11 protein-coding genes and 1 pseudogene are annotated in these 12,158 nt (G+C 54.5%); all 12 read right to left on the bottom strand.

Annotated features, from left to right (window positions below; translation table 11 throughout):
• Positions 1–355, bottom strand: a 355-nt coding sequence (locus A3714_RS17630) for a type IV pilin protein (protein WP_156493878.1), incomplete at its 3' end; no start/stop codon positions are given.
• 10 nt (positions 356–365) lie between these two features.
• The gene (locus A3714_RS16915) at positions 366–3,365 is read right to left on the bottom strand and encodes a PilC/PilY family type IV pilus protein (RefSeq protein ID WP_082844785.1); all 3,000 of its coding nucleotides are present in this window, start codon (positions 3,363–3,365) and stop codon (positions 366–368) included.
• A gap of 10 nt (positions 3,366–3,375) precedes the next feature.
• Positions 3,376–3,912, bottom strand: coding sequence for a PilX N-terminal domain-containing pilus assembly protein (locus tag A3714_RS16905; RefSeq protein ID WP_156493036.1), 537 nt, complete (start codon positions 3,910–3,912; stop codon positions 3,376–3,378).
• Positions 3,909–4,682 (bottom strand): PilW family protein, encoded by a 774-nt coding sequence (locus A3714_RS16900; RefSeq protein ID WP_231866147.1) that lies wholly within the window; start codon positions 4,680–4,682, stop codon positions 3,909–3,911. The genes A3714_RS16905 and A3714_RS16900 overlap by 4 nt, the downstream gene beginning before the upstream one ends.
• Entirely contained in the window at positions 4,682–5,212 is a 531-nt protein-coding gene (gene pilV / locus A3714_RS16895) for a type IV pilus modification protein PilV (RefSeq protein ID WP_063509683.1), read from the bottom strand. Before pilV ends, A3714_RS16900 begins: the two co-directional genes overlap by 1 nt.
• The gene (locus A3714_RS17625) at positions 5,203–5,676 is read right to left on the bottom strand and encodes a GspH/FimT family pseudopilin (protein ID WP_082844787.1); all 474 of its coding nucleotides are present in this window, start codon (positions 5,674–5,676) and stop codon (positions 5,203–5,205) included. Before A3714_RS17625 ends, pilV begins: the two co-directional genes overlap by 10 nt.
• A 303-nt stretch (positions 5,677–5,979) precedes the next feature.
• Complete coding sequence (gene ispH / locus A3714_RS16890) at positions 5,980–6,915, bottom strand: 4-hydroxy-3-methylbut-2-enyl diphosphate reductase (protein ID WP_062817607.1); 936 nt, start codon at positions 6,913–6,915, stop codon at positions 5,980–5,982.
• 103 nt (positions 6,916–7,018) lie between these two features.
• Entirely contained in the window at positions 7,019–7,489 is a 471-nt protein-coding gene (locus A3714_RS16885; RefSeq protein ID WP_062817608.1) for a peptidylprolyl isomerase, read from the bottom strand.
• Positions 7,482–8,012, bottom strand: a complete 531-nt coding sequence (lspA, locus tag A3714_RS16880; RefSeq protein ID WP_062817669.1) for a signal peptidase II — start codon at positions 8,010–8,012, stop codon at positions 7,482–7,484. Before lspA ends, A3714_RS16885 begins: the two co-directional genes overlap by 8 nt.
• Positions 8,013–8,034: 22 nt before the next feature.
• On the bottom strand, positions 8,035–10,845 hold the full coding sequence (ileS, locus tag A3714_RS16875; protein WP_063509682.1) for an isoleucine--tRNA ligase: 2,811 nt from the start codon (positions 10,843–10,845) through the stop codon (positions 8,035–8,037).
• Positions 10,842–11,810, bottom strand: a complete 969-nt coding sequence (gene ribF / locus A3714_RS16870) for a bifunctional riboflavin kinase/FAD synthetase (protein WP_062817610.1) — start codon at positions 11,808–11,810, stop codon at positions 10,842–10,844. Before ribF ends, ileS begins: the two co-directional genes overlap by 4 nt.
• A 134-nt stretch (positions 11,811–11,944) precedes the next feature.
• Positions 11,945–12,158 (bottom strand): annotated as a pseudogene (locus tag A3714_RS18150) (murein biosynthesis integral membrane protein MurJ); the annotation flags it as partial.

Raw genomic sequence — 12,158 nt, 5'->3', positions numbered from 1 at the left:
TGACTGAACTATAAGGCGTTGCCTTGATCGTATATTTATGATCCGAAGGTACCGAAATTGTGAATTTATAATGTTTGTGCCCTACCGATTCAGGCACGAGGGTACCGGTCTTTGAGCCGGCCCCCTTATAAGAAAAGTGCTTTCCCCGGTATCCCTCCAGAGCGGAAGCCCAGTCCAGCAGAACGCCCTTACCCGCCTCTTGATGAGCATCCTGCACATACTTCGTATATGCAGGATACGCAACTGATAGCAGAATCGAGACGATCACAACCACAATGAGAATCTCGATCAAAGTGAAACCGGCAGCAGAAGCCTGTGTTCGGCATTTACTCCGATGATAGCTATAAGCTTTCATAGTCGCTCCGCTACTTACTGTGAACTGGAATAACATTTGCCTCATTAGGCTCTAATTGACGCCACTGTGTTTTTCTTAATCTTGTATCTCGAGGCGTTCCCTCCGCGGGCACCTCCGTGCCAACCACGACTTTAATTTTATCTTTATCCATAAACAAAACCGGCGTCGGCGGGGGAACCTGTTGCTTGAGCTTTTCCTGCCGGTCGCTGGATAGAGAACCATCATTATTAATTTTTGCAGGGTCGCCAGTAATAAGATTCACGGTATGCAGATAAGCACTACCGAGACTCACCGCACACGGACTATCGTCCTTGCTCCCTCCTACTGGAGAATAGGTAGAGAAATAAACCGTGTTATCGTAAACCACCGGCGACGACATCACTTTTTCACCAGGCGCAATATTCAAATAATAAAACCAGCCTGGCGAATCTCCTTTAACAGGGTTTCCCGCCCCAACATTGACTAAATCACCAATTTTCAGCTCATTTTCGGGAGCAGAATCTTCGTAAACAGTATTATCCCGAATAACAAAGAATGCTTCATTTGTATTTTTATCGAGGGGATGCGCTCTATATCCGGACCCGATTGTCACATACAGCTGTTTCTTACCCTTATGTTCCACGTAAGCCACTGCTGGAGCTTCATAAAAACGACGATTCTCAGCATAGTTACCACCCAAGTCAGCCAATACATGCACCTTACTTGCACCAATATTGTCTTTATCAATATCAGCCCGGTACAAATGCCCTCCCATATCACCGAAATACAGATGATCAGAGGAACCATCGGCATCTTTATCAACAACGGCTATACTGCTTGGCACAGAAAATGCCACCTCTTTGGACCAAAGCACATCACCTGACAGAGCATCGACGATATACACTCCATTACCAACATCGTCACCGTTCCCCCTGGTTCCACCACTTGCATCTTGACTGGTGTCATAACCACCACCAAAAACAAGCACCGTTTTTTCTCCAATTCTTGCGGGGGTCGGAGTAGACCAAGTTTGTCCCAAAGAGGAAAAACCACTATCGGTGACAGTCTTACTCCAGAGCAGCTTCGGAGCATTTCTTGAAGTCACGTCAAGGGCATAATAGGTGTCACCACCTCGACGCATACCACCAAATAGAAGCTTCTTGCCATCTTTTTTTAACGCTACCCAGCTACCATCAAGCCCATAAACCTGTCGGTTATTATTTTTATCCAGCCCTGGGCGGTCTGTTGTAAAAAGGTTGGCTCTTGAGAGAAACTCCTTAGGCATAAAGGAGTAAATTTCCTTGCCTGTTGCTGCATCTATGGCGTGCAACATCCCTCCGTTAGTAGAAACAAAAACCACATTGTCTGAGCCATAATCAACCAACACAGGAACACTGTGCATTGGGTCACCCCAAAGCACTTTGAGTTTATCGGCAAGCTGCTTCAACTTGTCTTTACTGGCATCCTCTGGCAGGCCGAAAAATTCGTTATCATATGCTCCACTGCCAATTGACCCCCAAGGCAAACTCGTCATCGCAGCGCCCTCGTTATAGAACAGCTTGCGTACAAAGCCTTCATCATTAGCCTGCCGAGCCCCTCCCCTTGTCGCATCCGGCCCGTCCGCTTCCTCGCTCCACCAGCTCTTGGCCGTTTCTTTGAAATAACCTGTTTCAGCGTCAATCGCATTATTTCCGGAAACGTCCGTCACATTGTCTCCGGAAAGACGATATCGCTTAAGGTTACCCTCCCAAAAACTACTGGAGGCCGGTTGAATTACCGCGTAGTAAAGCTGGTCAAGATGCTCAAACCGGTTTAACTGGTTAACCGCCACACCGGGAGCCGACAACGAACGTGAATCTTCATCGATCAGGTCAAACACTTTAAGAAATGCATTAGCTAGCGCCTCGGAAGTCTCGGCTGTATAAGTCCCTTTCTCACCATCCGTAGAAACTTTTTCCATCTCAGATCTATTATCACCCATAAACAGTCCGACGTTATAGGTCTTGATAGATCTGCCAATATAGTTGCTTTCACTGTTTAAATATTGGGAAATTGCCACCTGGCAATCATAGGAATCAGACTTTCCTGAGCCGCCACAAGCGGAAAAGTTATGATCAGGCAAATTAATGTCATTCGGGTCGCCATCGGTGAAAATTACGATATGGTTAGACTCACACTGATTTTCGAGGTTTATCGGTGATACGTAACGACCGTCAGCCCCAACAATATCCTGACTCCTTAGGCACACGTTATTAATTTCGCACTCTTCTGTCTGCCCAATAAGTTTATATTCCTGGTAGGTGTAACCCCAGCACCATCCACCCCAGCCAGAAGAACAAATTCGACGACAATTAGGACGGTTACGATTACAGGTTCCAGAAATATTTTCCCAGCCATATTCATCAACAAGCTCGCACTCTTCCGTCTCTTCAAACTCAGTACATACAGAGCGGCTATTGTCATCATTTCCACCATTGCCATACTGCGCCGACCCTGGAGATGCTCCCAACATATAGCGCCCCATCTCCCAGTAGCTCTCAGCCGTAGGGGTACTACCGTATGGGGCTCCAGTATTGCTTCCTGAGGCATTATCCCCAGCACTATTCAGGCTTGAAACTGCTTCTTTAAGAGCACGTTTTGATTTTTCGTTTACCTGCGTTACTGGCATCAATACATAGCCACCACAAGTGTAACGGTTATCTGCACAGTTATAGCCATGCCGAAACCTGCCAATACCCATATTGACTTTTTCTGGCACTGAGTCGATCAAAATATGCATCGCATCTTCAAGCATATTGATACGGCGGTTTTCAACATCTGAACACCAGCCGCTACCACTTTCTGCACAACTGCGCATACTTCCGGATGTATCAAGCAACACCATCACATTGGCTTTAGTTTCATTTTCACTATTGCCAACCTCGGCAGGCGCAAAGAATATCTCGGTATCATCAGCTGCAAGCCAAGTCGGAGACAAAACCAGCACAAGCAGAAGTGCTATTCCTTTAAATAAAGACATATATTTTTTCATAACGCCCCCGCTACAATTGTGAGCCCGGTAAAATTCCAGTCTTTAATAGCTGCTGCAAGTGACGGTCATTAAGATTAAATCCGTCCATGACAGCGTCACCCTGAACATTAATTGAGTAGTCAACAAATGTTGCTGTGTTCCCGGTTGTACTAACTTGGTTCCCAGGTATCAGTCGAAAACCATTCTGAGTTGCGGCAGCAGATGCAGTAATGACTTTCCGGGCATCCATCGAATCTCCGCTGTTACATGCACCATTTCTGCCACCGGAGTTTAGTAAGCACCTTCTCGCTACAACCTGATTAACAATAAAACCCGTCAATGCGACCTCATCCAAGTTATCTAGAGTGTTATACATATCCGCCACCGAGCTTTCCGCGGCTTCGAAAACCATGGCATCTGCCTGAGTCCCTGTCGCAACCTTGGCAGCGAACATGCTCGTTTTCATCGCAGAAACACCCAATACAGAAACCACCACCAGAATAAGCAGCGCAACTATCAATGCTGCACCTCGCTGGTTATTTCCAAGAAAAAGCGAATTCATTTTCATAGGATTTCCCAATCAACATTTCGCAACAACACTGTACTGGTAAACATTCGGCGAACCGCTTTGGAATCTGTATCCGATCTGGTGACTTTGTTGCCAAGCAAATAAAAGGTTTGCTCTGCACCGCCATCAGGCAGAGAATCGCTCTCTTCACTCAGCAGTAGAGCCAACCTCACAGCAACAACAGTTCCTACTGCACCGGGAACCCCAGCTTCTGATTGCTCTTGAGTTATATATCCAGCCGCATTGGTTGCTCCAACAAATGTTGTCACCCCCATTGCGCCATCGGGACTTTCGTCAACTCCATACTTGACTTTAAATCCTTCAACCCCGGAGACCAGTTCTATACCCGAGCCACCAGAGAGATTCCCATCGCAGAACAGGCCATCATTTGACACGTAATAACTATTAATCACACGAACAACGACTCCTGTGCCTCCACCCTCGCAATCCGTCGTTCCATGATATGAAATTGTTAAGCGATCTGTAGAACCGTCACTTGAACCGGGCAGCCCTCCGGTAGCGGAAAACAATACTCCTTCAGGTCCGGCAGCAACATTCTGGTCAAGGCCAGTTCGCCGTAAATCTCTCACCAGAAATCGTAAAACAAGCTGGCCATTTTCCTGGACGCGGGATGTAGCCTGCTGTAGAGCAAAAGTTCGATTGTTAGTGATCAGCAGCTGAAGTGCGGCGCCAGTGACGACCAAGCCGACTAACATGGCGACCATTAACTCAACCAAACTGAAACCAGACTGTTTTTTTATCTTGTTCATTAACGGACCACCTCGATGACCGCACAGAAAGAATCTGTATCGGTATTAATCTCTCCGCCCGCCTTCACACATTCCGAGGGACTCATCCCATCCCAACTGACAACAACACAGCTGAGACCACTATTTGGACAGGCCTGAAAAGCAATCAACCCCTCTGGCAAAAGGTTTCCAGCCATCCAAGATAGTTGATTAACATCCCAGGAAACCATTTGAGCAGCACTACACGCAGCTCCAACCCCTGTGCAATTGGCGTAGCCACTAGGTGCAGAGCCAACAGCTACTGGCGTTGTTGGCCATGCTGCTGCTATGTAGGCCGGCAAATTTGGATTCAGCTGCAAACGCTCAAGGGCATCCTGTGCGATTAATGTTGCCTGGGCACGGTTATTAGCCAGTTCAGCGCCTTTAAGCGCGGAAAGCTGCATTCCCGCGTAACCCAAAACGCCAATTGCCAGAACCAACAAAGCCACGAGAACCTCAATAAGGCCTACGCCACGCTGGCGGGCTTTAATCTCATTTCGTTTCACGAGCACGTGATATCCTCATTACTGATTCGCCCAACCCTGGAAACAGAAATTTTTCTTCCCGTTTCTCCTCCTCGCACTGAGTCGCAAACAATGAAGGTATCAGCCTGGCTGACAAAGCCATCTGACTGAAAAGTCAAACTACCAGAGCCAGAGCGCTTCACTGTTACATCCGGGGAAATAGTAAAACTTTGCTCCTCCTCAGGCCCGCCAGCGGGATAGGTAATACGCCAACCCTGACTCCAGTTCCCACCGCTAACCGCAGATAGCTGAACATTCACTCTCAGATTTACTGCCTGAGTCCGAGCTGTATTCAGCGCGGCAACCAGCTCACTGGCCGCACCCCGCAGTGCATTGCCTGCACCAGCGTTTCGAAATGACGGAACCGCTACAGATGCAAGCACTACAAGAATGATGATCGCCACCATCAGTTCGACCAGTGAAAAACCTCGCTGCCTGCTTCTTTTTTTCATCTTTTCAGTCCGGTTGTCTGGCTTGAGGAATACATTGAGTTTCAGCTTAGCAACTCCCTAGACCTCATCAATCAACCGGAGACAAACGGACTGTCGACTGCTATGGACGGTATAAGCTGCTGAAAAACAATAAGTTTTGGTACTTTTTAGTGTGATAGCACTCACACTTTAGTAGTAGAAATGCGATCCCTGTGACTTAGCAGAAAGCATTATTTATCAGCGGAAAGGATTTTCGGGTGCGCCGGGTCGACCTCTCCAGGCACACGGAAGAGAAGTTGAGGTTTAGAGCTCTTAAAAGAAACGTTACGACCGCAGCGCCTTGGGCATGGAGAAACGGATATTCTCTTCGCGGCCTGGGATTTCTTCGGCGTCGGAGCCGCCCAGGGATTTGAGGGTGGTGATGACCTGCTGGACCAGCTCTTCCGGAGCGCTGGCGCCGGCGGTGACGCCGACAGCCGTTTTGCCCTTGAGCCAGGCCGGGTCGATCTGGGAGGGATCATCGAGCAAGTGAGCTTCGGCGCCGCAACGCTCGGCCAGCTCCCGCAGACGGTTGGAGTTGGAGCTGTTTACCGAGCCCACAACCAGCACCAGGCCACACTCCAGGGCCAACTGGCGCACGGCATCCTGGCGATTGGTGGTGGCGTAGCAGATATCCTCGCGTTTGGGACCAAGGATATTGGGGAAACGCTGTCGCAGGGCATCAATGACTCGGGCGGTGTCATCGACACTCAGGGTAGTCTGGGTGACAAAAGCCAGGGTATCCGGGTCACGCACCTGGAGTCTGGCCACATCCGCCTCGTCTTCGACCAGATAGATATCGCCACCATTGGCCTTGTCGTACTGCCCCATGGTGCCTTCCACTTCCGGGTGGCCGGCGTGGCCAATGAGGATGCTTTCGCGTCCCTCACGGGCGTAGCGGATCACCTCCATATGCACCTTGGTCACCAGCGGGCAGGTGGCATCGAATACCTTCAGCTGGCGGCGATCCGCCTCCTGCTGTACGGCTTTTGACACGCCATGGGCGCTGAAGATGACGATGGCATCATCCGGCACTTCGTGGAGTTCTTCCACAAATACCGCTCCCCGCTGGCGCAGGTCGTCAACCACGTAGCGATTGTGCACCACTTCGTGGCGCACATAGATCGGCGGCCCGAACACTTCCAGGGCCCGGTTGACGATGTCGATGGCGCGATCCACCCCGGCACAGAAACCACGGGGGTTGGCGAGTCGGATTTGCATAGGAAGTCCTGCGTAACGAGTGCGGGCATTGTAACCGGGAAAGGCCGCAATCTGCGACCATGGCCACGACCATCGAGCTGAAAGTGCCTCACTCCAGCCGGTATCAATTCAGCGTAACGGGTTGCTCCGGCGCATAGCGCTCCACCGCGATGATCTCCACCTCAAAGGTGAGATCGCGCCCGGCCAGAGGGTGATTGAAGTCGACGAATACCCATTCATCTTCCACCCTGCTGATCACTCCCGGCAACTCACCACCGGCGGCATCGGCAAAACTGAGCACCATGCCCGGCTCCAAGGTGTCGTACTGGGCAAAGGTATCCCGGGTAAAGTGCTGCACATTCTCGTCGTTGTACTCGCCGAACGCCTTTTTCGCTTCCAGGAACACGCTACGCCGGTCCCCCGCCTTGAGTCCACGCAGTGCATTTTCGAAGCCCGGCAGCAGGGATTCATCCCCCCAGACAAAGGCCGCCGGCTCACCGCCAAAAGTGGAATCCATTTCAGTGCCATCCATCAGACGCACAGCGAAATGCAGGGTAATACGGGTTTCCGGGCCCGCGCGGAGAATCTCAGTCATGCTTTTTGCGTGCCTCTTTCTTTTCGGCGCCGTTTCCAGCGCCCAAGAACATATCCAGCAATATCAGGCCGGCCCCGATGGTGATGGCGGTGTCGGCGATGTTGAAAGCCGGGAAGTGGCTGTTACCCCAGTAAAAGTCCAGGAAGTCCACCACATGCCCCAACACCAGCCGATCATAGAAATTGCCCAGGGCTCCGCCCAGAATCAGGGCCAGAGCCACTCCCTGCAGTTTTTCGGCTGCGGTGAGCCGGGCCAGCCAGATCAGAATCACCACCGAAGCGCCCAGGGCGATAGCGGTAAAGAACCAGCGCTGCCACCCCCCGGCATCCGCCAGGAAGCTGAACGCGGCTCCCGGATTGTAGGCCAGGGTCAGATTGAAGAACGGCATCACTTCCAGCCGCTCGTAGAGATCAAAACGGGCCACCACCATATGCTTGGTGATCTGATCCAGCGCAATCACCACACCAGTGAGCCACAGCCAGATCAGCTGGCCTGGCAATAATCCCTTTTTGACGTCTGACATCTGGTCTCCGTGGTCCGCGCCATCACGCATAACGTCGCACCTCGCCATCCCCGTCCACATTGGTGACGCAACGGCCACACAGTTCAGGGTGGTCCGCATGGCTGCCCACATCAGGCTGGTGGTGCCAGCAACGTACACACTTGGTGTATTCGCTGGGGACCACTTGCACCTTGAGGCCCGCCACCGCGGTGGCCTCCAGTTCCACCGGCGCCTCGGCCAGGGGCTTGAGGGTAGCCGCGGAGGTGATGGTCACGAAGCGCAGCTCATCTCCCAGGCGATTCAGCAGCGCCTGTTGCGCCTCATCCACATAAAGCACCACCTCGGCACTGAGCCCGCCCTTTATCAGCTTGTCCCGGCGGGCATTCTCGATGGCCTTGTTGACCGCCTGTTTCACATCCTGCACTTGCTGCCAGAAAGCGCGGTCCATGTCCGTATCGGTCAGCGCGAAAAGCCCCGTGTACCATTCCGCCAGGAACACGGAATCAAGACGCTCGCCGGGCAGGTTCTCGTAGATCTCCTCGGCGGTGAAGCTGAGCACCGGCGCCATCCAGCGCACCAGCGCCTGGGCGATGTGATAGAGCGCGGTCTGGCAGGAGCGACGCGCCACGGAATCCGCCTGGGTGGTGTACTGGCGATCCTTGATGATATCCAGATAGAAACCACCCAGATCCAGCGCGCAGAAGTTGTGCAACTTCTGGTAGACCTGATGGAAATGGTAACCGTCGTACAGCCCCTGAATGTCTTCCTGCAGTTGCAGGGCGCGATCGACGATATAGCGATCCAACGCCAGCATCTGCTCCGGCTGCAGGGCATCGGTCGCCGGGTCGAAACCACTGAGATTGGAAAGCAGGAAACGGCTGGTGTTACGGATACGGCGATAGCTGTCGCCCATCTGCTTGAGAATGTCCTTGGACACGGACATCTCGCCACGGTAATCCGTGGCTGCCACCCACAGGCGCAGGATATCGGCGCCCAGATCATTCCACACTTCCTGGGGAGCGATCACGTTGCCGATGGATTTGGACATCTTGCGGCCCTGCTCGTCCACGGTGAAACCGTGGGTCAGCACCGTCTTGTAGGGCGCGGCATCGCGGATTGCCAGACTGGTCAACAAGGAGGACTGGAACCAGCCACGGTGCTGGTCGGAGCCTTCCAGATACAAATCTGCCGGGCTTCCCAGCTGCTCGCGTTGATCCAGCACGCAATAATGGGTAACGCCGGAATCGAACCACACGTCCAGGGTATCGGTGACCTTGCTGTACTGGTCGGCCTGATCACCGAGCAACTCGGCGGGCGTCAGGTCGAACCAGGCATCAATACCTTCCTGCTCCACCCGCTGGGCCACCTGCTCGATCAGCGCCGGGGTGTCCGGGTGCAGTTCACCGGTTTCCTTGTTCACGAACAGGGCGATTGGTACACCCCAGGTACGCTGGCGAGAGATACACCAGTCCGGGCGATCGGTGAGCATACCTTCGATGCGGGCCTTGCCCCAATCGGGCAGCCATTGCACCTGGTCCACTTCCTGACGGGCGCGGGGCAGCAGCCCGGCCTTGTCCATGGACACAAACCACTGGGCCGTGGCGCGGAAGATCAGGGGCGTCTTGTGACGCCAGCAGTGCGGGTAGCTGTGCTCGATCTTCGCCAGCTTCACCAGGGCACCGCTTTCCTGCAATGCCTCGATCACCGGCTCGTTGGCCTTGCTCACATGCACGCCGCCCACCACCGGCAGGTCGTCACGGAACAGGCCGCTGTCCAGCACCGGGCTGATCGGGTCCAGATCGTATTGCTGGCCCACCACAAAGTCATCGGCACCGTGGCCGGGTGCCGTGTGCACCAGGCCGGTACCGGCATCGGTGGTCACGTGCTCACCGAGAATCACGGGCACCTGGGCACCCAGGAACGGATGCTGCAGGGACAATGCCTCCAGCTTTTCGCCTTTCACGGCCGCAGAGCGAGACACGCTTTCCATGCCCCAGCGCTCGACCAGATCGTCCGCCAGCGCCTCAGCCACCAGCAACTCGCGATGCCGGCCATCCAGCTCGCCGCTGAGCAGCACATAGTCCAGCTGCGGATGCACCGCCACCGCCCGGTTGGCGGGGATGGTCCAGGGGGTGGTCGTCCAGATCACCAGTGCCGGCGCAGTAGCCTCAATACCGGAACGGGCCGCAAAGTCCCCCACATCCACCACATTGAACGCCACATCAATGGCCGGGGATACCTTGTCGTAGTATTCCACTTCCGCTTCCGCCAGGGCAGAAGCGCAGTCCAGACACCAGTGCACCGGCTTGAAACCCTGTTGCAGGTGACCGTTGTCGACGATCTTGCCCAGGGAGCGGATGATGTTCGCCTCGAAGGCGTAATCCATGGTCAGGTAGGGATTGTCCCAGTCGCCGAGCACGCCCAGACGCTGAAAATCGGACTTCTGTCCGGCCACCTGCTTGCTGGCGTATTCCCGACACTTCTGGCGAAAGGTACGGGCATCCACCTTGTGGCCGGCCTTGCCGACCTTCTTTTCCACCATCAGCTCGATGGGCAGACCATGGCAGTCCCAGCCCGGCACGTAGGGGGCATCAAAGCCGGCCAGGGTACGGGACTTGACGATCATATCCTTGAGGATCTTGTTCACCGCATGGCCGATATGAATGTCGCCGTTGGCGTACGGAGGGCCATCATGAAGAATGAACTTGGGACGGCCGGCAAAGGCCTCACGGATTTTCTGGTAGAGCTGTTTTTGCTGCCACTCTTTCAGCCGCGCCGGTTCGCGCTGGGACAAGCCGGCTTTCATGGGAAAGTCGGTTTGGGGAAGATTAAGCGTTGCCTTGTAGTCCGTCATAGTCCCGTCTTGAATAATCCCGTCTTTTCAAAGTAGTCCCGGACCGCTTGCACGTCCTGCCAGATGGCAGTCTTGAGCTGATCCAGATCCGCGAATTTTTCTTCCGCTCGCACGTAATGGCGAAAGGCAACCGTCAAATGCTTGCCGTACAGACTGTCCTGGCCGGCCCCGGCATCGCTGTAGTCCAACAGATGTACTTCCAGGCGGTTTTCTGTGCCATTCACCGTGGGCCGATCGCCCATGTTGGCGGCGCCGGCCTGGTCCACCAGCCCGGCGCCACTGACCGTGACCGCAAACACCCCGGCCAGCGGCGAGTGCAAGCGTTTCAGCGCCAGGTTCACCGTGGGCAAATCCAGGGTGCGGCCAATCTTGTCGCCATGACGCACCCGGCCACTGATGGCAAAGGGCCGCCCCAGCAGGGTTTCCGCCAGGGCAAAATCGCCGGCGCTGAGCGCCGCACGGACCCGGGTACTGGACACCCGCTCGCCGTGGATTTCACAGGTGGCAGTGTCTGTCACAGCGAAACCGAACTGTTCGCCGGCCTGCTGCAGGTAAGCGAAATCCCCGTCACGGCCACAGCCGAAACGGAAATCATCTCCCACCACCAGGTATTCCACTCCCAGCCCGTCCACCAGCAGGGATTTCACAAAGGCCTCGGCGGTCAGGGAGCGAAACCGCTCGTTGAACCGCACACACAGCACCTGATCCACCCCGGCGTCACGCAGGGCAATCAGCTTGTCGCGCAGGGACATGAGCCGGGCTGGCGCCTGCTGCGGCGCAAAAAATTCCTGAGGTTGCGGCTCGAACAGCATCACCGTGGCCTTCAGACCACGATGGCGGGCTTCCGCGATCACCTGATCCAGAATCCGCTGATGCCCCTGATGCACCCCATCGAAATTGCCGATGGTGGCCACGCAGCCGCGATGCCTGTCGCGCAGATTGTGAATGCCGCGAATCAGTCGCATCTCATCCTCGTCTCAAAAGACGCCCGATTATACAGGCTCGTCGATGGTTTTGTATGCGCCCGTGGCAGCGACCGGCGGGAAAGTTAACCATTACTGACATGGCGCCCCCCCTGAGGAAAGACAACCCCGGGATGTCAGCGGCGCAAATGTCGCGGGCGTAGCCCCAGAATCAGCAGGCTTGCCCCGTAAATCGCCAATCCGGAAATCACAATCAGGCTGAGCCAACCGACCCGGTCCCACATGCCGGCCTCGGTCCAGGCCTGGGTTTGCAAAGACAGCCAGTAAGTGGCCGCTGCCATGGCCACACCGGCAGCCACCATCCGCCCCCAGTGAAACAACCAGCCCTTG

It is taken from the genome of Alcanivorax sp. HI0007, from assembly GCF_001635525.1.
Lineage (GTDB): Bacteria > Pseudomonadota > Gammaproteobacteria > Pseudomonadales > Alcanivoracaceae > Alcanivorax.
The sequence above is the reverse complement of the archived record's forward strand: the minus strand, read 5'-3'. Positions and strand labels throughout refer to the sequence as shown.

What these genes read in the sequence shown, in the direction of transcription:
- A3714_RS16905 (WP_156493036.1), bottom strand. Translation starts at nt 3,912, where the DNA reads ATGAAAATGAATTCGCTTTTTCTTGGAAATAACCAGCGAGGTGCAGCA.
- A3714_RS16885 (WP_062817608.1), bottom strand. Translation starts at nt 7,489, where the DNA reads ATGACTGAGATTCTCCGCGCGGGCCCGGAAACCCGTATTACCCTGCAT.
- lspA (WP_062817669.1), bottom strand. Translation starts at nt 8,012, where the DNA reads ATGTCAGACGTCAAAAAGGGATTATTGCCAGGCCAGCTGATCTGGCTG.
- ribF (WP_062817610.1), bottom strand. Translation starts at nt 11,810, where the DNA reads ATGCGACTGATTCGCGGCATTCACAATCTGCGCGACAGGCATCGCGGC.
- A3714_RS16915 (WP_082844785.1), bottom strand. Translation starts at nt 3,365, where the DNA reads ATGAAAAAATATATGTCTTTATTTAAAGGAATAGCACTTCTGCTTGTG.
- ileS (WP_063509682.1), bottom strand. Translation starts at nt 10,845, where the DNA reads ATGACGGACTACAAGGCAACGCTTAATCTTCCCCAAACCGACTTTCCC.
- A3714_RS17625 (WP_082844787.1), bottom strand. Translation starts at nt 5,676, where the DNA reads ATGAAAAAAAGAAGCAGGCAGCGAGGTTTTTCACTGGTCGAACTGATG.
- ispH (WP_062817607.1), bottom strand. Translation starts at nt 6,915, where the DNA reads ATGCAAATCCGACTCGCCAACCCCCGTGGTTTCTGTGCCGGGGTGGAT.
- A3714_RS16900 (WP_231866147.1), bottom strand. Translation starts at nt 4,682, where the DNA reads ATGAACAAGATAAAAAAACAGTCTGGTTTCAGTTTGGTTGAGTTAATG.